At 37.5% G+C, this 23,260-nt stretch carries 21 protein-coding genes; 10 read left to right on the forward strand and 11 right to left on the reverse strand.

Translation table 11 applies throughout. From position 1 onward, the window contains the following. The first annotated feature begins 8 nt into the window (after positions 1 to 8). The 4 genes from DCE79_RS01770 to DCE79_RS01785 are packed head-to-tail and all read left to right on the forward strand — an operon-like array spanning position 9 to position 4,059. A complete protein-coding gene (locus tag DCE79_RS01770; RefSeq protein ID WP_108711417.1) occupies positions 9 to 1,034 on the forward strand; it encodes a TRAP transporter substrate-binding protein in 1,026 nt (341 codons plus the stop codon). 37 nt (positions 1,035 to 1,071) lie between these two features. Beyond that, positions 1,072 to 1,581 carry a TRAP transporter small permease gene (locus DCE79_RS01775; RefSeq protein ID WP_108711418.1) on the forward strand — a complete coding sequence of 170 codons (510 nt, stop codon included), beginning with the start codon at positions 1,072 to 1,074 and terminating at the stop codon, positions 1,579 to 1,581. Continuing rightward, entirely contained in the window at positions 1,578 to 2,858 is a 1,281-nt protein-coding gene (locus DCE79_RS01780; protein ID WP_108711419.1) for a TRAP transporter large permease, read from the forward strand. Before DCE79_RS01775 ends, DCE79_RS01780 begins: the two co-directional genes overlap by 4 nt. A gap of 37 nt (positions 2,859 to 2,895) precedes the next feature. Beyond that, the gene (locus DCE79_RS01785; RefSeq protein ID WP_159083035.1) at positions 2,896 to 4,059 is read left to right on the forward strand and encodes an MFS transporter; all 1,164 of its coding nucleotides are present in this window, start codon (positions 2,896 to 2,898) and stop codon (positions 4,057 to 4,059) included. 132 nt (positions 4,060 to 4,191) lie between these two features. Here DCE79_RS01785 and DCE79_RS01790 read toward each other — a convergent pair whose 3' ends face one another. Further along, complete coding sequence (locus tag DCE79_RS01790; RefSeq protein ID WP_108711421.1) at positions 4,192 to 4,518, reverse strand: DUF779 domain-containing protein; 327 nt, start codon at positions 4,516 to 4,518, stop codon at positions 4,192 to 4,194. Positions 4,519 to 4,596: 78 nt separating this feature from the next. Continuing rightward, positions 4,597 to 6,117 carry an acetaldehyde dehydrogenase ExaC gene (locus DCE79_RS01795; RefSeq protein WP_108711422.1) on the reverse strand — a complete coding sequence of 507 codons (1,521 nt, stop codon included), beginning with the start codon at positions 6,115 to 6,117 and terminating at the stop codon, positions 4,597 to 4,599. A gap of 499 nt (positions 6,118 to 6,616) precedes the next feature. On the opposite strand from DCE79_RS01795, the gene DCE79_RS01800 reads away from it, so the two are divergent. Together DCE79_RS01800 and cyoE are read left to right on the forward strand one after the other, a co-directional pair. After that, positions 6,617 to 7,624, forward strand: coding sequence for an AbrB family transcriptional regulator (locus DCE79_RS01800; protein WP_108711423.1), 1,008 nt, complete (start codon positions 6,617 to 6,619; stop codon positions 7,622 to 7,624). A 93-nt stretch (positions 7,625 to 7,717) separates the two neighbouring features. After that, positions 7,718 to 8,614, forward strand: a complete 897-nt coding sequence (gene cyoE, locus DCE79_RS01805; RefSeq protein ID WP_108711424.1) for a heme o synthase — start codon at positions 7,718 to 7,720, stop codon at positions 8,612 to 8,614. Between the two features lie 52 nt (positions 8,615 to 8,666). Here the strand turns inward: cyoE and DCE79_RS01810 are convergent, their stop codons facing one another. From DCE79_RS01810 to DCE79_RS01820, 3 genes are all read right to left on the reverse strand, one after another. Beyond that, on the reverse strand, positions 8,667 to 9,248 hold the full coding sequence (locus DCE79_RS01810; protein ID WP_108711425.1) for a TetR/AcrR family transcriptional regulator: 582 nt from the start codon (positions 9,246 to 9,248) through the stop codon (positions 8,667 to 8,669). 512 nt (positions 9,249 to 9,760) lie between these two features. After that, positions 9,761 to 11,143, reverse strand: a complete 1,383-nt coding sequence (locus DCE79_RS01815; RefSeq protein ID WP_108711426.1) for a dipeptidase — start codon at positions 11,141 to 11,143, stop codon at positions 9,761 to 9,763. 244 nt (positions 11,144 to 11,387) lie between these two features. Further along, a complete protein-coding gene (locus DCE79_RS01820) occupies positions 11,388 to 11,918 on the reverse strand; it encodes a DUF4275 family protein (protein ID WP_108711427.1) in 531 nt (176 codons plus the stop codon). Between the two features lie 145 nt (positions 11,919 to 12,063). On the opposite strand from DCE79_RS01820, the gene DCE79_RS01825 reads away from it, so the two are divergent. The 4 genes from DCE79_RS01825 (at position 12,064) to DCE79_RS01840 (ending at position 16,108) form a co-directional block, all read left to right on the forward strand. Then, complete coding sequence (locus DCE79_RS01825; RefSeq protein ID WP_108711428.1) at positions 12,064 to 12,624, forward strand: glycerol-3-phosphate acyltransferase; 561 nt, start codon at positions 12,064 to 12,066, stop codon at positions 12,622 to 12,624. Next, entirely contained in the window at positions 12,611 to 14,137 is a 1,527-nt protein-coding gene (locus tag DCE79_RS01830; protein ID WP_108711429.1) for an aminotransferase class V-fold PLP-dependent enzyme, read from the forward strand. Before DCE79_RS01825 ends, DCE79_RS01830 begins: the two co-directional genes overlap by 14 nt. Positions 14,138 to 14,357: 220 nt before the next feature. Continuing rightward, a complete protein-coding gene (locus DCE79_RS01835; protein ID WP_108711430.1) occupies positions 14,358 to 14,906 on the forward strand; it encodes an RNA polymerase sigma factor in 549 nt (182 codons plus the stop codon). A gap of 164 nt (positions 14,907 to 15,070) precedes the next feature. After that, positions 15,071 to 16,108: an NAD(P)/FAD-dependent oxidoreductase gene (locus DCE79_RS01840; protein WP_108711431.1), complete on the forward strand. Its 1,038-nt coding sequence runs from the start codon at positions 15,071 to 15,073 to the stop codon at positions 16,106 to 16,108. Between the two features lie 35 nt (positions 16,109 to 16,143). Here the strand turns inward: DCE79_RS01840 and DCE79_RS01845 are convergent, their stop codons facing one another. The 6 genes from DCE79_RS01845 to DCE79_RS01870 form a co-directional block, all read right to left on the reverse strand. Further along, entirely contained in the window at positions 16,144 to 16,569 is a 426-nt protein-coding gene (locus tag DCE79_RS01845) for a MarR family winged helix-turn-helix transcriptional regulator (RefSeq protein ID WP_108711432.1), read from the reverse strand. Positions 16,570 to 16,593: 24 nt separating this feature from the next. Next, a complete protein-coding gene (gene spx / locus DCE79_RS01850; protein WP_108711433.1) occupies positions 16,594 to 16,995 on the reverse strand; it encodes a transcriptional regulator Spx in 402 nt (133 codons plus the stop codon). A gap of 1,225 nt (positions 16,996 to 18,220) precedes the next feature. After that, positions 18,221 to 19,801 (reverse strand): ABC-F family ATP-binding cassette domain-containing protein, encoded by a 1,581-nt coding sequence (locus tag DCE79_RS01855; RefSeq protein ID WP_108711434.1) that lies wholly within the window; start codon positions 19,799 to 19,801, stop codon positions 18,221 to 18,223. Between the two features lie 57 nt (positions 19,802 to 19,858). Next, the gene (locus DCE79_RS01860) at positions 19,859 to 20,044 is read right to left on the reverse strand and encodes an SE1832 family protein (RefSeq protein ID WP_108711435.1); all 186 of its coding nucleotides are present in this window, start codon (positions 20,042 to 20,044) and stop codon (positions 19,859 to 19,861) included. A gap of 69 nt (positions 20,045 to 20,113) precedes the next feature. Further along, the gene (locus DCE79_RS01865; RefSeq protein WP_108711436.1) at positions 20,114 to 21,148 is read right to left on the reverse strand and encodes a PseG/SpsG family protein; all 1,035 of its coding nucleotides are present in this window, start codon (positions 21,146 to 21,148) and stop codon (positions 20,114 to 20,116) included. A gap of 384 nt (positions 21,149 to 21,532) precedes the next feature. Beyond that, on the reverse strand, positions 21,533 to 22,993 hold the full coding sequence (locus DCE79_RS01870; protein WP_108711276.1) for an IS1182 family transposase: 1,461 nt from the start codon (positions 22,991 to 22,993) through the stop codon (positions 21,533 to 21,535). Positions 22,994 to 23,260 lie beyond the last annotated feature (267 nt).

Genomic DNA, 23,260 nt, shown 5'->3' on the forward strand with positions numbered 1-23,260 from the left:
TCAATTTCATGAAAAAGTTTTTAAGTTTTGCAGTAATGCTTATGTTACTTCTAGTTTTAGCGGCATGTAATAACGATAAAGAAACTTCAGGTGGTACAGCAGGCGACGGCTCAACAGGATCAGGCGATTATCCGGAAGTAACGTTTAAATTAGCGCATATTACACCAACAGATCACATGTGGCATCAAGCCTCTGAAAAATTCAAAGAAGAACTTGAGTCGATTACAGGTGGTAAAATGTCTGTTGAAATTTACCCAGCGAGTCAATTAGGTTCTGAGGCGGATATGGTACAGCAAGTTGAAGCTGGTTCAGTTGATATGGCGATGATTACAGCGGCATATTTAACATCTCGTACACCAGAAATGGCTGCATGGTTTGCACCATATTTATTCGAGACGTTAGAAGAAGCAAATACCGCAGCACAATCAGATTTAGGACAGCAAGTATTAAAGAAAGTAGAAGGTACAGGTCTTAAAGGTTTAACATACCTATTCGCAGGTCAACGTACGATGGTAACAAAGGACGTAAAAATTAATTCTACAGCGGATTTAAACGGCTTGAAATTACGTGTAACACCAAGTCCAGCACTACAGTCATTCTATCGTAATGCAGGTGCGGCGCCAGAGTCGTTATCATTAACAGAAGTATATTCAGCATTACAAACAGGCGTTATTGATGGGATGGACATGGATTTAGACGCAACAATTACAAATAAATATGCTGAAATCGCAAAATATGTTGCAGTAACAAACCATATGGTATGGCCATCTACAATTTTAACAAATGAGAAAAAATTCAATGATCTTTCAAAAGATGCACAAGATGCGATAACACAAGCTTGGAAAGTAGCGAGTGATTACGCAGTAACAACGCGTTCTGGTCAAGAAGAAGAGTTCCGCAAAGAGCTTGAAAGTCAAGGTATGGAAGTATATGACTTAGATGAAAGCTTGTTTGCGAAACAAATTGAAGCATTCGATAGTGAGTATGGTAGTCAGTCGGATTTAATTAAGCAATTTATTGAAGCGAACCGTTAATCAAATGTAGTATTCGAACAGATTTGGAGGGTGTAGGATGACGAAGCTCAGCAATATTGTTACTAAAGTAGAGGAAGTTATTATGGGCGTTTTAATGGCGATTTTAACGATCATCATGGTAACAGCAGTATTTTTTCGCTACGTATTATCTGATCCACTCCCTTGGGCAACAGAAGTTTCGATTTACTTATTCATTTGGTTTTCATTTATAGGTGGTAGCTGGGGCTTGAAGTATGGTACACAAGCCGCAGTTACTTTTTTACTTGATGCTTTATCAGAGAATAAGCAAAGAATTTTAAAAATTGTCCAAGATGTGATTATGTTAGCTTTTTTAATCATTATTTTAGTATATTCCGTGAAGTGGCTTATACTACCTTCAACGATGCTCCAAAAATCTACGTCGCTTGGTATGCCAATGTGGATTCCCTATAGCGCTGTGCCGACGGGAATTTTATTTGCGATGATTCATATTGTTGCTCGTCTAATTCGTCTATTTAAAAATGAAGAAAAACCACAAGAAAAAGAGATTGGAGATGAGTTAGTATGACATTTATTACGATAGCTATATTTGTCATTTTATTAATTTTAGGTATTCCGATTTCTTTAGTATTGGGGATTACGACAGTAGTTTACTTTTTGATTAATGGGCAAGCTTTACTGCTTAATTCGACGCCGATGCGCATGTTTTCAGGGCTCGAAAACTTTGGCTTATTAGCAATTCCGCTGTTCATGTTAATGGGTGAAATTATGAATGAAGGCGGTATTACAACACGTCTCGTTAATTTTGCAAAGTTAATTTTGGGGCATTTTCGTGGTGGGTTGGCGTATGTGACAGTAGTAGCGAATATGTTTTTAGCGTCTATTTTAGGCTCTGCCAATGCACAAGCCGCGATGATGAGTAAAGTTATGGTGCCACAAATGGAAAAAGAGGGCTATAAACGTGAATTTGCAGGGGCAATTACGCTGGCTTCATCAATTATTGCACCAATTATTCCACCGAGTATGATTTTCATTATTTATGGAACGCTGTCGAGCACATCGATTGGTGCAATGTTCATGGCGGGAATTATCCCAGGAATTTTGTATGGATTTGCGTTTATGGGGATGATTGCGTTTATGGGATATAAAAATAATTTTCCAAAAAGTAAACGCCATTCTTTAAAGGAGATTTTGCAAGGAACAGTAAAGACAATACCAGCGTTATTAATTCCTTTAATAGTAGTAGTGGGGATTTTACGCGGTATTTTTACAGCAACAGAATCGGCAGCTATTGCGTGCTTTTTAGCAATTATTATCGGATTATTTGTTTACCGAGAGCTAGATATTAAAAAGTTCCCTAAAATGCTTGTTAACACCGTAACAAACACAGCGACGGTGACGTATTTAATTATTATGGCGAACATTTTTGGCTGGATGATTGCATTTGAGCAAATTCCACAATTAATGGCCGACTTAATTCTAAGTTTCACAGAAAGTCCTTGGGTGTTCTTACTATTAGTTAACATTTTATTATTAGTTGTCGGCATGTTAATCGATGGTATTGCAGCGCTTGTTATTTTAGTACCAGTATTAATGCCACTTGTTCACGCGCTTCAAATCGATCCAGTACACTTTGGAGTAATTATTTGTATTAACTTAACGTTAGGTTTATTAACACCGCCAGTAGGGACAGGGCTATTCATCGTATCATCGATGGCAGATATTAAGTTTGAACGACTAGTAAAGGCGGTTTTCCCGTTCATTATCATATCGGTTGTCGTATTATTTATTATTACGTATATTCCGAGTCTAGTATTGGCCGTTCCAAGGATGCTAGGGTTCTAATATGAAGCGGCTAAGATCGCTTGTTTTGCTCATTGTTATGGCTCAACTACTAACCGCGTTTATTGGTCGGAGCCTAAATCCTTTTGCAGCCTACATTGGAGAAAGCTTTGCGCTGACAAATTTTCAAATTGGCTTTTTACCAACAGCGTTGTTCGTTGGACAATTTATAGCGACATTACCGATGGGATTTATGGCTGATTATACGGCAACCCATCGACTTTTGCTGCTATTGATGTCAATTGTAGGTAGTGGATTTTTGTTACTAGCGACAATTGATGGGGGCTATTTTTTAGCGCTTCTTTTTATTATGTTAGCGGGGCTTGGTTATGGCGGGATGCATCCTGTAACGAATAAAATGCTTGTACAGCTTTATCCCATTCAAAAAATAGCACTACCAATGGGCGTGAAGCAAATGTCGATTACGCTTGGCTCAGCTATGGCAAGTATTGTGTTGATTGCTATTGCAGAGCGCATCGGTTGGAAACCAACGATTGCAATGGCATCACTTTTATTATTGGGAATGGGCGTAATTATATATTTACTTTTGAAGCCGCATGAGGAAACATTTCGTTCACATAGTGCAACGGAAGTCTCCTTAATTTCGCAACTAAAAAAACTAATGAGTTCAACACCGCTTTTCTTTGCTACATTAATTGCGCTCATGTTAATGGGGTTGCAAGTTACGTTTAATACGTATCTTCTATTATATTTAATAGAGGTGAAGGTATGGGCTATTTATTTAGCTGGTTGGGCGCTTGCATGCTCTGAAATTTTTGGTGCACTCGGTCGCGTTTTATGGGGTTCAGTTAGTGATAAATTTTTAAATAGCAATCGCTGGTTAGCGCTGTTGATAATTGCGCTTTGGCTACCGCTCGCTTTATATGGTTTACATATAGTGCAAGATCAATTGCTGGTGTTTCTCGTCATCGCAACAATTGGCTTTTCACTTTCGGGATTTAATGGTGTGTGGATGAACTTAGCTGTTGAAAGTGTCCCGAAAACATTAAGTGGCTCAGCAAGTGGCTATAGCGTGACATTTGCGTCGGTAGGGGTCTTTATTATCCCGCCGTTTTTTGGTTTTATTTTAGATAAAACAAGTTATGTACATGCAGGGGCCTTTTTAGCGTGTGTAAGCAGCTTATGTGCACTCATTATTGGAGCAATGCTTTTTAGTAAAAAGAAGAATAGTGTCATAGATTAGAGGTATATTCGATTACATCGAAGCTTCTTAAAAGCGAATGCATTTCGGGAATTCATAGTAATTAATTTTGGTTTTCTTGATTTTATAAAAATAAAAGTCGATTCATACTAAGTTCTAGTATGAATCGACTTTTCATTTCATTACCTTCGAACGCATCATAAAAGCAAAACCTTCTCCACTTTCTAATGAAAAAGAAGCGCCTTGACCTTCAATGGCATCGACAATGATTTGCATATGCTTTAAATAGTCATTTTGATTTTTATCAATGTAGTACGGTACACCAGAAATTTCGCCAACCAACACATTTTGACTGCTTATATAATGACCATCCGCTTCAAAGCACATCGGCACCGTTCCATCACAGCAACCGGATGATTGTTGAAATACTAGATTCCCATGTTTTTTTTTCAATAGTTCAATGACCTCAACTGCTTTTTCAGTAGCAATTAATTTTTCCATTTGAAATACCTCCTTATCAAAAAAAAGAGGATGCGCTTTTAACAGCACATCCTCTTTGGTTTAATTTAGCTTTTCGGCTTAGAAGAAACCTTGAGCGTTTTTGTTGTAGCTTACTAACATACATTTAGTTTGTTGGTAATGATCTAACATCATTAAGTGGTTTTCGCGACCAATACCTGATTTTTTGTATCCGCCGAAAGCAGCGTGTGCAGGGTATTGGTGGTAAGTGTTAGTCCAAACACGACCAGCTTGGATACCACGAACTGCGCGGTAAGCTGTATCCATGTTACGAGACCATACACCAGCACCTAAACCGAACTCAGTGTCGTTAGCAATTTCCATTGCTTCTTCGAAAGTAGAGAATGTAGTAACAGATAATACTGGACCAAAGATCTCTTCTTGGAAGATACGCATTTTGTTGTTACCTTTGAAGACAGTCGGAGCTACGTAGTAACCTTCACCTTGGTCGCCTTCAAGTTTGTTTTGTGTACCACCGATTAATAATTCAGCGCCTTCTTCTTTACCGATTTCGATATAAGAAAGGATTTTTTGTAATTGTTCATTTGAAGCTTGTGCACCCATCATTACTTCAGTATCAAGAGGGTTACCGATTTTAATTGCTTTTACGCGTTCTAATACACGTTCCATGAATTTGTCATAGATTGATTCGTGGACTAATGCACGAGAAGGACAAGTACAAATTTCGCCTGAGTTTAATGCGAACATTACTAAACCTTCAATTGCTTTGTCTAAGTATTCATCGTCATGATCCATTACGTCTGGGAAGAATACGTTTGGTGATTTACCGCCAAGTTCTAATGTTACAGGGATGATGTTTTCAGTAGCATATTGCATGATTAAACGACCAACGCCAGTAGAACCAGTGAAAGCAACTTTGTTGATACGTGGGTTCGTAGCAAGTGGTTTACCAACTTCTACACCTAAACCGTTAACAATGTTGAATACACCTTTTGGTAATAAGTCTTGAATAAGTTCCGCTAATACTAAAATAGAAGCTGGAGTTTGCTCAGCTGGTTTCATAACGATGACGTTACCAGCAGCTAATGCAGGAGCAATTTTCCAAGAAGCCATAAGTAATGGGAAGTTCCAAGGAATAATTTGACCTACAACACCAATTGGTTCATGGAAGTGGTAAGCAACTGTATCGTCATCAATTTGAGAAATACCACCTTGTTGTGCACGAATGGCACCAGCGAAGTAACGGAAGTGATCCACTACTAATGGAATATCAGCATTTAATGTTTCGCGAACTGCTTTACCGTTGTCCCAAGTTTCAGCAACAGCAATTGTTTCTAAGTTTTCTTCGATGCGGTCAGCAATTTTATTTAAAATATTAGCACGGTAAGCAACAGAAGTATGAGCCCAAGCGTCTTTAGCTGCATGTGCTGCATCTAATGCTAACTCAATATCTTCTTCAGAAGAACGAGCCACACGTGTGAATACTTTACCTGTAATAGGAGATTTTACGTCTAGATATTGGCCTTTAACTGGGGCTACCCATTCACCATTAATGAAGTTTTCGTAGCGCTCTTTGAAATTTACAACAGCGCCTGTAGTATTAGGATTTGCATAAATCATATATATACACCTCTATAATAGATTTAAAGTTTGTTAACTTTATAATTTGATTATGCGATTATATATGCATTATTACAAATGAAAAGTCTTATCATTAATCTTTGAAAATTATACTTATAGAGTAATGTTGTATATTAATTGCAAATAATTATATAACCGTTTGTACTGATACAGTGGTATTTTTGTAAGTAAGTAAAATGTTAGAAACATAGCGCCAACGTTATAATATGATAATTTCTGTTATTGTATAACAAAGAAGTACAGTGAATTTAATTGCATAATTATTCAATTACAAAAATAAAAATTCTTTCATAAAAATATTTTATAGTAATAAATACCTTAGGGAAAATACCTTAATGAGTAAAAGGGATGACTTATTGTGGAAAGGGCCGAACCAATATAAACGCTATACTACTCATAGAAGTTTGTTAACTCATTCGCATTTCGAAATAATTTTCGCTAAAATAAAAACAAAACATTTATAGAAAGGAAATTCGACATGTTATTAGTTTTCATCATTGCATTAATCGGAGCATTCCTTTTTAATGTGTTATCGCTACCGATTCCATGGCTACTTGGACCGATATTTTCTGTACTAGTTGCGCAGTTCTTTATAAAAGACCGACTTCGTTGGCCAGTGATTCTTCGTAATACCGGGTTAATTGTTGTCGGTTTGTCTATTGGGCAACAATTTGATTTAGGACTTTTTCAAAATTTTCATGAGTTATTCTTTTTTATGATTATCGTCAATCTTCTATTGTTTGGTTTTTGTTTAGGGATGGCGTGGATTGTTTCGCGTGTGACCGGGATGTCATTTAAAACATCTGTTGTAGCGAACGTACCAGGTGGTTTATCGCAAATTGTAGTTTTTGCGGAGGAAGAGGAAGATGTTAACTTAACGCAGGTGACCTATTTTCATATTATCCGCGTGTTGGGGGTCGTGCTACTTATCCCGTTTCTAATATCGGGACATGCTGTCAGTGGGGGAAAGGTTCCGATTACCGCCGATTCATGGCAAGTTGTCCTTCTAATACTAGTTGCAGCGGCACTTGTACCGCTTGGTAAGAAACTTAAATTTCCTGTTGCTTATTTTTTAACGCCCATCCTATTTATTATTATCATAAAGTTATTCCATGTTGAGACACCAGAAATGCCGAGTGACGTGTTGCATGTCGCGCAAATTTTAATTGGTTCGTACATTGGACTTTTATTAAAACCAGAAACGCTACGCCTGCCGTTAAAAGTCTTAGTAACGGGTCTTTTAAGTACAGTTGCGATGGTTGCGGTTTCGTACGGTACAAGTATACTTATCGCACAATATTTAGATTTAAGCTTTGCAACAAGTTTCCTTAGTACTGCACCAGGTGGCATTGATCAAATGGGCTTAATTGCATCTTCTGTCCATGCAGATATTTCTGTCGTGACGGTATTTCAGCTGTTTCGAATGCTATTTATCTTTTTATGTATCATCCCAGTTATTAAATGGTTTACACGTACAAAAAAATGAAAATATTAGAAAAAAGACGCGTATCTTGACCGTTTCTCTCAACTTTAAGGTATACTAGTGAGAGTGATTAATTGAGGAAGTAGGACTAGGAACATGCAAACGCAATCGAAACGACAATTGTGGGCGCAAGCTGTGAAAACCGGCATTATTAAGTCAAATTTAATTCCGATGATCGCGGCACTTATGCTCGCACTTTACACATATGAACTAAATTTTATTGAACATATTCCAGCAATTATTTATTCGATTCTTGGTTCAGCAGCAGTCATTGCAGCAGCTGGTGCGTACAATAACGTATATGACCGAGATATTGACATAATTATGCCACGTACGAAAACTCGTCCGACTGTAACTGGGGAACTGTCAGCGAAAACGGTGTTAGTAGTTGCGACGCTGTTATTAATCGTAGGGCTAGTCTTGTTATATCTGGCAACACCACTTGCAGCATTGATGGGCTTTTTAGGCGTATTTTTCTATGTAGTACCTTATACAATGTGGACAAAACGCCGTACGATTTGGAACACCGAAGTCGGTAGTATTTCAGGCGCGATGCCACCGTTAATCGGATGGGCAGCCGTTGCTCCAGACATTTGGCATCCAGCCGCATGGGCACTGTTTTTAATAATGGTCATTTGGCAAATGCCACACTTTTATGCCATTGCCATTCGTAAAAAAGAGGATTACGCTGCAGCAAGTATTCCGATGCTCCCTGTTGCAAAAGGGGAACGCCGCACATATATTCAATCGAATGTCTACTTAGTCTTACTAAGTCTTTCTAGCTTTTTATTTTTACCATTAAGCTTAGGATTAACAATTGTTTCGTTCGTGCTTAGTGTCATTTGGCTTTACATGAGTATTTTAGCATCGAAACAAAAAGAAGAGAAAAAATGGGCCAATAAAATGTTTGCTTACTCGTTATTCCATATGATGGCTGTTTTCGGAACAGTTATTATTTATGCGACAGTCGGCATGATTTTAAATGCACTCTAAAATAAAAAAGCTGTACAGCTACATACTGTACAGCTTTTTTTTATGTAATTATTTAACTAAGGTTAATAAGTTGTTCGAAATATGCCCAAGAAATTTCAAGTCGCTCTTGTGTGCAATAGCCACCACCTAAAAATTGATCTACCTGGATTCCTTGTAATAGGACACAGTATAAATGGGTGAAGTCATTTTTTTGTTTATCAGAAAGTGTGCTAAAGGCGTCATGAGTTTGTAAGTAATCGATAAACTGACCTTGCAACTTCGAAAAATAATGTTCAGCTTTTTCTACCAATAGCTCTTTTAAATGATGCGGTGGAAACACGATAAAGCGAAATAAAAATTGTGAAGATAAAATATTTTTTGCACGGTAGGCATTGTATTTGATATAGGCTTTTAACTGTGAAAGTAATTCATCTGGTTGGATGGGCTTTGAAAAAAAGTCCTTCATAGCGTTAAGTTCATCTATAATACATGACTCATAAATTGATAAAAATAAATCGTCTTTACTTTTATAATGATTGTAGATTGAAGATTTTTTAATGCCAACATCTGCAATAATATCAGCAAGTGATGCACCTTCATATCCTCTTTCTGTAAATAAACAAAGCGCGGATGCTTTAATACGTTGCGATGACATAGTTCAAAGCTCCTTTCTTATATGAAAATGGCCCTAAATTTAGGCGGTAGAGAAGTTCAAATTAATATTTTAAAATTCTAACAAATTGATTTAATTATACTAGAAAATGGGTGGATTAATCAACTAAAGATATGAAATAACTAGGGATAATAAACTATGATTTTTAGCATTTTTATAGAAAAGTTAAGAAATTGTGAACATATTTGTGATAATAATATGACAATCACTCGGCGAATATATTACCGGAATCCTGTAGATGCTATGATGAATTTATCGAGCGTAGCACCTTGCTCGCATGAATGATTTCACACTTATTAAGAGATTGCAGATTTTACTCACTTAACTTCGTATACGACATCGACAACATATAAAACCCCCTATTTTTATATGGTCAAGTACGGAAAAATAGGAAAAACTCCAATGCATAGTGGGTATTGGAGTTTTTTTGTTTATATTTATATAAGAAAAAGCACCGTCTCCCATAACATTTGAGGGGACGGTGCTTTCACATTTTAAAATTTAAGTGATGCTACTTCGAACATATAGTCGCCAAGCACGCGTAAGCCTTGGTCAAAGTTTTCTAAATGGAAGTGTTCGTTTGGCGCATGGAAGTTTTCACTTGAAAGTCCGAAGCCCATTAACACTACAGGTAAATCTAAAATTTCATCGAAGGCTGCAACGATTGGAATCGAGCCACCACCGCGTGTATAAGCTGTTGGCACGTTATAAACTTTTTCGTAAGAACGGCCAGCTGCTTGAATTAGTGGGTGATCGAATGGAGTTAAGTAAGGTTTTCCTTTATCAAATTCAGAAACTTTTACTTCAACACCTGTTGGTTTGTGTTTTTCAATATGCGCTTTTAGTAAAGCAACGATTTCTTCAGGGTCTTGATCTGGAACAAGACGGCATGTAATTTTCGCGCCCGCTTCAGCAGGTAATACCGTTTTAATCCCTTCACCAGAGAAGCCACCGAATACGCCGTTAATTTCTAATGTTGGACGTGCCCATGTTTGTTCAAGGTAAGAATAACCAGCTTCACCGAATAATTCTTTTACGCCAACTTCTTCTTTAATCGCAGCTTCATCAAATTCTAATTCACGGTAAGCTTGGCGCTCTTCATCAGATAATGGAAGCACGTTGTCATAGAAACCATCTACTTGAATCGTACCGTGCTCATCGCGGAATGACGCTAAAATTTCTGTTAATGCGTGGATCGCATTTTGAACACCGCCACCATAAAGCCCTGAGTGTAGGTCACCTTTTGCACCGCGCACATCAATTTGAACGCCCGTTAAACCGCGTAAGCCATAGCATACTGCAGGTTTACCTTTTGCATAAAGACCTGTATCTGAGATTAGGATTAAATCCGCTGCTAATTTTTCTTTATTGTCTTCTGTGTATTGTGGTAAAGAAGGGCTACCGATTTCCTCTTCACCTTCATAAATGAATTTAACGTTTACAGGTAATGTGCCTTCTGTTGCAAATAACGCTTCAATCATTTTTAAGTGCATGAATACTTGGCCTTTGTCGTCTGAAGAACCACGCGCAAATAGCTTGTTATCACGAATAGAAGGCTCAAATGGTGGCGTTTCCCATAAGTTAAGTGGGTCAACGGGTTGCACGTCGTAGTGACCGTAGAAAAGGATGGTTGGTTTGCCTTCTGCATGTAACCATTCACCATAAACAACTGGGTGTCCCGCTGTTTCTTCTACTGCAACGTTTTCAATGTTTAACGTTTTTAAGTGGTCAGCTAACCATTTTGCCGCTGTTTGCATATCGGCTTTATGATCCGATAAGGCAGAAATACTAGGAATGCGTAAAAACTCGGTTAACTCTGCTAAATGACGCTCACGATTTTCTGTAAAATAAGCATCTAATGTTTGTAAATGACTCATAACTTGTATGGCCTCCCTTTTTCCCGAATTAACGGGTAGTAACAATTTAAATAGAAATTGACTGCCCATAAAATTCCGACTGGTGAAGCCTAACAATCAATGGAAGAGAACCATTGATTGAAGGTTCACTATGTTTCGAATATGGAAATAAGTATAGCATATGTCTCGATTTTGTAGTGTTGCCGATGTACTGAAAAGGGATTAAAAAACAAGGAGCTGTTGTTTAGCTACTTGTTCGTATAAGTTATTTTGCCTTAAGGTCATTCCAAATAAAATAAGGTCCAATCGAATCTTCATGTGTATGGATATACGTCCAGCTAAATGTTTCATCGAACACGTAAATATCATCTTGTGAGTCAAGATCTGTTGAGGTCATGGTTGATGCATGTTGAAACGTTTGAACATTTCGAGCATGTTCATACATGAAAAATAATGTGGATTTTTTTACCTTGTCAAAAGCTTCACGTGCTGCTTGTCTATCTAAACAGCTAACCTTATCATAGCTACAAATATGCCATCGATAGCTATAAAAATAAATCGCACGCTTTTCATCCTCAGTAAGAGTAGCGAATGTTTTATCCCACTTTCGTTGTAATTGTAGGGAATTCCAGTCCGTATCTAAATTTAAATCTAGATTTCCAATTTGAATGCCCTTTTTTGCTAAATGACGTTCGAATTGAAATTGGCAGTTTAAATCTTCGAGTACATAATAGGTACGGTCCAATTCTTCTTCTGAAAATTCGTTTAATAGTTCATCAATATATTTACGAGACATAGAAAAACTCCTATCTAAGCTTTTAATTTACCGTAACATCTTATCTAGATACATACAATAAGTTCACGGAAAATTCGGAATTCCATTGCGTAGTAAAATACGATACGATTAGTAAATAAAATTCAAATGAACTAAGAGGTGACGTATGCAAGTACTCTACATTCTCCTTAGCTATTTGCTCGGAACCGTTTTAATGGCGGCTATTGTAGGCAAATTTAAAGGAGTCAATTTACAAAATGAAAATAGCGGGAATCTCGGCGCACGAAATGCTGGAAGAACACTCGGGAAATCAGCATTTGTCATGGTTGCAGTTGGAGACGCGTTAAAAGGGGCTTTCGTTGTAGTAGCTGGACGTATGCTAGAACTGCCTGAACTAACTATTGCACTTGCAGTCATTGCTGTTACCATCGGACATCTCTACCCGTTTTGGAATAAAGGAAAAGGTGGTAAAGGGGTAGCAACGATTGTTGGCGCGATGCTCTTGTTTTCACCTTTCTATACCATTTGGTTAATTGTCGGATTTTTAGGAGGCATGCTTTTCACAAAAAGTGCAACATTGAGTATGGTTGTGGGCTTTGCGCTTTACGGTGTGCTCGTTTCTTGGAAATTAGAGGGCGGCATTATTTTGTGTATAGCTCTGTTACTCGTTATTTGGAAACAACGAAATAGCATAATAGAAAGAGTGAAGCCGAATGTATTGGAGTAAAATAGCGACAGCAAACCAAGAATTTGATGCGATTGCAGCACTGAACTATGAAACATTTGTTGAAGAGATTCCCCAGCACGAGCAAAATGAATCACATCGTTTAATCGATAAATTTCATGAAGAAAACGTCTATCTTATTGTCTACAAAAACACGGAAATCGTTGGAATGGTTGCCTTTCGAGATGTTCGACCATTTTCAATTGATCAAAAACTAGGTGGAGTCGAGCACTATTTAGATGCAAACTTATGCGGATTTTTATGTGAGCTACGCCTCCTTGCAGTGAAAAAAGCACATCGCAACGGGCGTGTTTTTGCAAAGCTATCATCTGCTATCTATCGTTATGCTTATGATAAAGGGTATACGGCCTGCGTTATTTCTGGGACAGTGCGTGAAGAAAGATTATATACGCAAATGGGTTTCCGTCAATTCGCATCACCAGTAGGAACAGAAGAAGCACGGTATTTACCAATGGTGCTAACGCGTGAGGCAAGTAGCGTGTTTCGTGAACGATTACGTGAGCAAACGGCGGTGTTTTACCCAGGTCCTGTTGCACTACAATCCCCACTTGAGCAGTCGATTGTATCGCATCGCTCTAAAAAATTTCAGCAAGAGCTCCATTTGATGAAAGAAAAGCTATTTAAATTAGCAAAAACGAATGTCGTCATCCCACTTGTTGGCACAGGGACACTTGCCAATGATGCAATGCTTGGACAATTGAAAAGTGAGTTTGGAATGGAAAAAGGGCTTGTCCTTATCAATGGGGAATTCGGCAGTCGCTTGAAAAAACAAGCACAGCAGTGGAATTTGCAAATGGATACGCTTGATTTCGGTTGGGGGAACTCTTTTGACATCACCTTAATTGAACAATCACTAAAAACGAATGCTTACAGCTACGTAATTTTCGTTCACGGTGAAACGTCCAACAGTGCATTAAATCCACTTGAAAAATTAGCCGAGCTTACAAAGCGCTATCATGTAAAACTTTGTGCAGACTGCATTAGCTCATTTGGATCACTTCCTTTTTCAATGGAAGATTTACATTACGCGACGGCAGTAAGTGGCAAGTCACTCGGAACAATCGCCGGTCTTTCTTTCATCTTTTGTAAGGAAGCACCAACAAAAAGTGAAGCACCACTTTATATGAACTTACCTTATTCTATCGAAAAAGAAATCCCATTCACGCTGCCTCATCATTTGATCGTAGCAGTAAGTGAGGTGTTAAAGGCTTATCCGGAACGCTATGAAATACTAGTAAATCGTATGGAACAAGTGAAAAATTCAAGCTTCGCGCCATTTATAGTAGGGGATGTACATCCGATGATTGCAACGATACAGCATGAAAAAATGCCACAAATCATAGAAACTTGCGAATTAAACGGCTTTTTACTACATAGTGAAAGTACCTATTTAAAGGAACGAAACCTTGCACAAATTAGTGTAATTCAACCGAGCTTTGAAAAAGATTTTAAAAAGTGTAATGCGTTATTTTCATGCTTAGTGGAAACATTGTAAGGTGAGGGGATAGATGGAAAACGCGTAGTATGTAGAGGAATGCACATTTCATATAATCAAATGATTACTCTATAACTTACATCATTGTAAGGTAATTGAAAGCCAATCCGATAGAGTGTAAGCATTTATTTTGGGAAAATAAAGTCACAAGGAAATAAACTTTATCAAATTAAACATAAATTGACTTTACATAAAATAAACTTTATCGGAGGACAATATCATGAACGAACTATTAAACAACTTGTACGAAGAATACAACCGTTACATTTATCACCTATGCCTAAAATTAACACGTAATCAAAATGAAGCAGAAGACTTAATGCAAGAAGTTTGGGTAAAGGTTGTACGCTACGAAGCATCTGTAACAGAAGTGGACCACGTGAAAGCATGGCTTACAACGATTACAATGAATACATTCCGCGACCGCTATCGCAAAAATGTTCGTCGTAGCAAATATATGATGAATCAACCTGAACAATTAGACGTACCGATTTTAGATTTGGTTCCCAATAATGAAATTTCTACAGAAGAAATGATTGAAAAAACAGAGATTACAAAAATAGTTCAAGAAAAAATGGTCCAATTGGATTCAATTTATCAAAAAACATTATGGTATTTTTACGTGGATCAATTTTCATTAGCTGAGATTTCAGAGCTGATGAAAGTATCGATTGGTACGGTTAAGTCTCGTTTATTCCGAGCAAAAGCACGCTTAAAGGAAATTCTATTATCTGATGTTGGCGTGAAAGACGCATTATTACCAGCTTAATAAATAGAACGAAAGCCATGGCAAAAGGTTGCCATGGCTTTTTTAATACGCAAGCCATTGTGAATTTGGAATAATTTAAATTGAAAGTGAGAATCATTATCGATATACTAAAGGCAATGAGATATATGAAATAGGATGTTAATGATACTTTTGGAGGAATACAGATGGAACTTTATGATGTAACAATTATTGGTGGCGGTCCTGCTGGTTTATATAGTGCATTTTATAGCGGTTTACGTACGATGAAAACAAAAATACTTGAATTCCAACCCGAACTTGGAGGGAAAGTTAATATTTATCCTGAAAAAATGCTTTGGGATATCGGAGGACAACCGCCCATTCAAGCACAATACTTTATTAAAAACTTAATCGAGCAAGCGCAAATCTTCTCACCAACGATTTGCTTAAATACGAAAGTAGATACAATTAAAAAAGAAGAAAAGTATTTCGTTATTGAAACGGCAACGGGCGAAAAACATTATTCGAAAACAATTATCGTAGCAGTCGGTGGGGGGATTTTAAGCCCAATTAAGCTTGATATTGAAGGTGCAGAAAAGTATGAAATGACGAACTTGCATTACACAATTTTAGGGCTAGAACGTTTCCGTGATAAATCAGTTCTTGTATCTGGTGGCGGGAATGGCGCGATTGATTGGGCAGTGGAATTATTATATGTGGCAAAGGAAGTAACCGTTGTTTATCGAAAAGATCAGCTTACTGCACATGAAGCGCAAATCGAAAAATTAAAGCAGCATGGTGTGACTATCATGCTAAATGCTGAAATTCAAACAGTCCTATCTAACCGTGAAAAAACGGCTATTGAGCAAGTAATCATTGATCAAAATGGTGAAAAGCATACGTTGACAGTAGATGATGTGTTAATCAGCCACGGGTATAACCGTGAAACTTCATTAACTTATGATGAAAAAAATCATCCGGATTTGAAAGATGACTATTATTTAATGAGTGAAGGTAAATGTAAAACGTCAGTACCTGGAATTTTTGGAGCAGGGGACATTATTAGCTACGATGATAAAGTGAACCTTCTTGTCGGAACTTTCCAAGATGCCGTATTAGCAGTGAATAGTGCGAAATTATATATTGAACCTGAAGCCAATGCGTACGGAATGGTGTCGTCACATAATGATATGTTCAATGAAAAAAATCGTAAAATTTTAGAAGAGACTTTTGCAAAACAATAGACAAAAAAATGCTAGCCATCATTGGCTAGCATTTTTTATAGTCTCGCACATTTTTCGAATATATTGGTTAAGGTTTTTAGTTCATCTTCGGACAACATGCCAAACAGATTCTCTAATACGGCATCCACTTGCTGGCGCGTATGTTCGAGCATTTGGATACCGGCACCTGTAATATGAATTTGAGAAGCGCGGCGATCCGTTTCATGTTGCGTCTTTTCGATTAATCCTGCTTTAATCAGCTTCGTTGTTAAAACCGTGACACCACCCGTAGTAACCTTTAACTTTTCAGCAATGGCAGAGGGGCGCTTCGGACCTTCTGTGTGAAGGAAAGCCAATATCAAAATATGAGATTTAGAAAAGCCAAGCAGATCGTGACTGTTCCATTGATTCGCAATTTTGCGTTCTAAAGAAGTCATCGTTTCAAAAAGTGTCGATAATTGCTCGCGTTTAGGCTCATTCATAAGTGTCAACTCCAAATGTAATCGCTATTCTACGGCCAGTTGTTGTAGTGCATTTAATTCAAATGCACGCACCTTACGTGGAATGAAACGGCGAATGTCCATTTCGTTATAGCCGATTTGAATGCGTTTTTCATCAAGTAAAATAGGGCTACGCAACATACGTGGATGTTGCTGAATTAAATTATAGAGCTCTTGAATTGAAAGTTGGTCGATATCAACGGCTAAGTTTTTGAAATCATTTGAGTTTGTTGCAATGATTTCATCGGTGCCATCTTCTGTCATACTTAAAATATGTTTAAATTCAGCTAATGTTAAAGGTTGAGAAGTTGTTCTCTTTTCCGTGTAAGCAATGTTGTTTTCATTTAACCATTTTAATGCTTTTCGTGATGAGGAACAGCTTGATTGAGTATAGATTGTTACTGTCATGTTTTTTCCTCGCTTTCCCATAATCGTTTGGTGATAGCTTAGTTGTAAGACATTTATCTGTAAATATATCTTACCAGTAAGCTACTTGTGTTGCAACTGTTATTTGAGTTTTATTTCCATTATATGTTTACCCGTTTTACTAATAATTTATACGTATTTGAAAATAAAAAGTTTCAGTTTTTATATTACAGTTTTGTAAAGAAACTGTGACAGTGTTGCAAGCAAAGGCGCCGTTTGTTTAATAGAACGAATCTGCTAAATATAGTGAGGCAAGGGAATTGTCATAGCTAGTCCTATTTAAGGGGCTAAGGAAGTGTATGGGGTTTGGCGGGCTAAGTGCATGAATCGCACAGCTTTGTTGCACAAATCTGTACGACTCATCTTTGCGCTTTATGCAAAGCCTGCCAAATAAGGCATAGTCTATTAAATTGTGTTTAAAGAAGTAAGGCACTGTTGCAAGCAAAGGCGCCGTTCATAAATAAAATGAATTTGCTAAATAAAGCAATTGAAATGCAGTGATAATACCTTAATCATTTACATAGGAATAGCTATTTTTTTTAGAAGACCGCGCCTTGCTTAGCATAGCGCCTACGGTATTTTAAAAAGGTTGGTAAAGACACACCTGATATCGGCGGGCCTTACACACAGCACAAAGAACATTCGCGAAAGACTCTGCAAAGAGGCTTTGTGAATGTGTGCTGAGCCCGCCGAATGACTATCCCCAAATCCCCACTATTTTAGAAGGAAATGCTTTGATATATAGAAAAACCTGCGCCTTGCGATAGCACAGCGCCTACGATATTTAAAAAGGTTGGTAAAGACACACCTGATATCGGCGGGCCTTACACACAGCACAAAGAACATTCGCGAAAGACTCTGCAAAGAGGCTTTGTGAATGTGTGCTGAGCCTGCCGAATGATTATCCCGAAATATCCACTATTTTAGAAGGAAATGCTTTGATATATAGAAAAACCTGCGCCTTGCGATAGCACAGCGCCTACGATATTTAAAAAGGTTGGTAAAGACACACCTGATATCGGCGGGCCTTACACACAGCACAAAGAACATTCGCGAAAGACTCTGCAAAGAGGCTTTGTGAATGTGTGCTGAGCCCGCCAAATGACTACCCCAAATCCCACTTTATTAGAAAAACAAGCATTTATGAAGTTGCCCAATAGAAAAAAGCACCCCCAATAAAAATTGAGCGTGCTAACTACTGAAATTATTACTTAAATTCGTTTAACTCGTTTGTTTCACCCGTTGTGAACCAATCTTGGACGTTCCAAATTTTCGATACTAATCCGTCGTAGAATTCAGGTTCATGTGATACGAGAACGATTGTCCCTTTGAATTCTTTCATGGCACGTTTTAATTCTTCTTTTGCATCCACGTCTAAGTGGTTTGTTGGTTCGTCAAAGATTAAGATGTTCGCAGGGTCCATCATTAATTTACATAAACGTACTTTTGCTTGTTCCCCACCTGATAATGAGTTCAATGGGCGTGTAATGTGATCTGTTTTTAAACCAGCTTTTGCTAATGCTGCACGGACAGATGCTTGCTCCATAGAAGGGAAGGCATTCCATACGTCGTCAATTGGTGTAATTTTGTCTGCTTTTACTTCTTGTTCGAAGTATGAAGGCTCCAGATAATCACCTAAAATAACCTTCCCATCAAGTGGTTGTACTTTACCAAGCATTGTTTTTAGTAATGTTGATTTACCAACACCGTTCATGCCGACAAGGGCAATCTTTTCACCGCGCTCGATTTCGAATGTAAGTGGTGGAAGTAAAGGTTTTTCTTTATCGTAACCAATGACTAAGTTCATTGCTTCTACTACATAGCGGCTAGGTGTGCGCGCTTCTTTAAAGCCAAATTCAGGCTTCACAGCTGTTTCAGGGCGGTCAATACGCTCTAAACGGCCAAGTTGTTTTTCGCGAGATTTTGCACGGCCAGAAGTTGAATAACGCGCTTTGTTACGATTGATGAAGTCTTCTTGTTTTTTGATGAACTCTTGTTGCTTTTCGTATGCGTCGATATGCTGACGTTTATTGATCTCAGCAAGCTCTAAGAATTTTTCATAAGTTGCTGTGTAACGTGTTAATTTAGAGAACTCCAATTGGAAAATGACATCTACCGTTTCATTCATAAATTCTGTATCATGCGAAATTAAAAGGAATGCATGTGGATAGTTTTTCAAATAGTTCTTTAACCAAGTGACATGCTCTTCATCAAGATAGTTGGTAGGCTCATCTAGTAATAATACTTTTGGTTTTTCAAGTAAAAGTTTTGCTAGTAAAACTTTCGTACGTTGACCACCAGAAAGGGCTGCTACATCACGTTCAAGGCCAATAGCGTCTAAACCTAAACCACGTGCTACATCTTCGATTTTCATATCTAATGTGTAGAAATCACCTGCATCTAGTGCATCTTGAATTTCAGCCATATCTGCTAATAATTGGTCAAAATCAGCGTCTGGCTCAGACATTTTCGCTGTGATGGCATTTAATTCTTCTTCTTTTTTGTATAAAGGAAGGAAGGCATCGCGTAAGGCGTCGCGCATTGTACGGCCGGCAGTAAGGACAGTATGTTGATCTAAATAGCCGTAATGTGTATTTGGTAGCCATTCTACTTTCCCTTCATCATGAATGGCTTGGCCAGTGATGATGCTCATTAATGTTGATTTACCAACACCATTTGCACCAACTAAACCAATGTGATCACCTTCAACTAAACGAAACGTTACGTCTTTAAATAATGTACGGTCACCAAATGAATGACCTAAATTTTCAACTGTTAAAATTGCCATGTATATTCCTCCGAATGTTTAAAATATCTATTATTTACTCAAAAAAAACTCGCAGGCCTATAATGCTGCGAGCTGTTTATTTAGTTCTGCAAGTCTTACTTCCATATTTTCAAGACGTACAAGCGCTTGTTTCACTGAATCTGGATGACCGACTGATTCTAGCTTTTCCATATCGCCTTGAAGATTGATATAATCCATCTTTAATTCAGCGATTTCTTGTTGTAGCTGGTCCTTTGTTAGCATTGTGATAGCTCCTTCTGATAACCAAAATTATTCTTTTAGTATTGTATCACAAGGCACAAGTTTTTTTCACTATATGAGTGCAATATTATGACGAGAATAAGCTAAATCGAGTAGCAAAGTTTGTAAAATTTCATTGTTCGTTAAGATTTCGAGCGAACGCTGCTTACGAACGGCTCTTTCTCGGCGTTGATCATGTAATAACAGTTCCATGACAGCATTTTGCAAAATCGATTGTTTCATTTTTCTACCGAGCCCAATATGAATAAAACCATTAGCCTCTCGTGAAAATGCATAGCCTAGTTCAGATTCATGCTGTGCGGTTGTAATGCACGGAATACCAGCCGCGGCAATTTTATACGGTGTGTAATTCGAATTACAAATGATTAAGTCTGCTTGTGGCATTAGGTGAAGTAGGGCATCTGGACGTCGAACGATTTCGGTGTTACGTCGACTTAGGGCCATCATTTGCAAACTATCAACATCATGATGATAGTCATCATCCACTGCAACGGAAATTTTCAACGGAATCTGAAGTTGTGTTAAATGACGTAGTGTACGGTACGTTAAATTATTTGCGTCCCCATCTTCAAATGCAATGACGATATGAGGCAACGTATCTTTAATTGAACAATCAGGATTGGCGAGGATTCGTTTTGCGGTTGCTTCTAAGTTTGGTGGTACGGCAAATGCATAGCTACCCGCAAGCTCATGTGCGAGTGGCTGCTCATAGGATTCTTCAAATAATGCGATTAAATGACAGTCTGTAAGCTGTGCACCGAGTCCAAAATCATCAAAATGGACAAGCGTTGTGCAAAACGGACGAATCATTTCAATTTGCTCTACTTGCGTATCTTTTCCATCATGAATTACTAATTGCGGTTCGAGCTCCCGTAATTTTTTCTTAATTTCGTGAAAATGATCGAACAAAATAATCGTTAACTTCGTCTGTGCCAATTCATTAATGATTCGCGTATTGTTTGTCTTTATAAAAAGAAAAACGGTTTCCTCCTGCAAAAGGTTTGCTAAAGTGACCGCTCGTTCGAATGCATAAGTACCTTTCGTTTCGCAATGCTCCACGATCCATACAATTTTCTTTTTTGGCAATACAATCCCATCCTTTCCGCTATCCCTATAAAATATGGTAATTTGTCCGAAAGTATGTATAGAGAGAATATGGGATAAGGAAGAAAAATTTGAAAATAAAGGATCGTCGCCATAAGTTGGAGATGACATAATTTTGATTGAAAGTGATTCCTTTTTAATCAAGTCCGTTCTGCTACGCTACGGGGGACGCTTTCCTGGGGGCGTGGCTCCATCTAACTTGTTACTTGCCTCTACGGCGGCAAGCAACAAGTGGATATTCCGCACACGCTTAATCGAGGGCACTGAAAAACTATCGTTTTTTAGATTGAATCCCTTTTGACATAAAAAAATAAGGCATGTTCGGTTCAATTTCAACAGAAAATGTCTTATTACTTTGTCTATTCCTTATTCTTTTAAGTTTATTAGTTTTAATATCCGTTTTAAATTGACCGCAAAGATGGTTGTGGCACTTTGTATTTCCATGCCAAATAGACCCGTGCTATTTGCCGTATGATAGCCGTGCCCATTCTTTAATTCACTATTTTTTGCCTCAATTTTATAACGTTCTTTAGAAAGTTTTTTGAATTCCTCCGTATTTTGAAATTCTTCCTGTTCTACATGCTCTGTTGATTTAATTGTTACGTTATAGGTTTTTGTTCTAGCACCTTCTTTATAACAATTTTCTTTGATAGGGCAAACCTTACATTTTTTAATATCGAAGTAATATTTCAATTGATCGTTTCTTTTGGATTCGTCAGGTCTTTTCACAATCGCTTTTCTTTTTGCTAAATGCCCTGCTGGACATACGTATAAGTCAGCGTCTTTATTGAAAGTAAATAAGTCATTTTTTTTATGTCCATTCGTAATTAATGGGTGTAGTTTTGATACGAGTTGAATTTTTTCATCTTTGACATAGGTTAAATTCTCTTTACTTGAATACGCTGTGTCTGCTAATAGGGTATCGAATGCCATGCCTGTGCTTTTACTTTTTTCAATTAACTCTTTCAAGTAGTGCCCGTCGCTTGCTTCGCCCGTCGTTACCACTGCCGCTGTAATAATTCGTTCATCACTCATCGCAATATGGGTTTTGAATCCAAAGAAAGAGGAGTCCGCTGTTTTATGACCAACACGTGCATCTGGGTCACTTGAGTAACTAAGATGAAAGTTTGTATCTTCAATCACTTCTTTTAAAACATTTAACTTTTCTTGTACAGCTGGAACTTGTGCCATTTTTGATTGTGTTTCAACGACTTGTACCACTTGATGGCAGTAAGCTAATTCATCTTCTAGCTCATTTGTTGTTGGCTTGACAGGAAATTTTTCTTTCATTTGTTCATCAATTTGATAAACAGCTTTACGCACATTTTTCGCTTTTTCTTGTAAAAATTCTTTAGGAGATTTCTGATTAAAACGTGCTTTTGTATGTGTTGCGTCGACTATAAGCATTTTACTCGTAAGAATGTCTTTTTCTAAAGCAACTTCAACGGTCTTTTGAATTAATAAATCTAAGAGATTCACATCTTGAAGTCGAAGACGACGGAATTTTGTGAGAGAACTTGGATTAATGACTTCATCTTCTGGCGCCATATCTAAGAAATATTTGAATGACATATCATATTTTGAACGTTCAACTAAATCTACATCCGATAGATCATGTATCACTTTTAAAAGTAGATATTTAAACATACGAATCGGTGGGATGGCATTTCGACCATTATCTAAACAATATTTATTTTTTAGCTCATCCAAAATAAATGAAAAATCAACAAGTTCATTGATTTGGCGAAGCATATTATCTTTTGGAATGATTAAATCATAAAGAGCCATATAAGGGCTTAAATTTAGGGTTTCTTGTTTAGGAATCATGGTCACACCGCCTGTAATTAATTAATTTTATTATACTATGAAAAAAAGCGACTGCGGGACTTTTTCAGTGCCCTCCGCTTAATCCCCAAGGAGTCGCCCCCTGCGCTTCGCGTCACTCTATTTGAAATACAATTTTTTTAATAAGTTGTTTTTAGAAAAGATTTATTCGATAAAGTATCTTTTATAAAAATTAAAATAGTTTATAGGAAAGTGTGTTCATCATAAATAAACCATGGCATTCACTTTCATTTTAATAACGAACTATGA

It is taken from the genome of Lysinibacillus sp. 2017 (assembly GCF_003073375.1).
GTDB lineage: Bacteria > Bacillota > Bacilli > Bacillales_A > Planococcaceae > Solibacillus.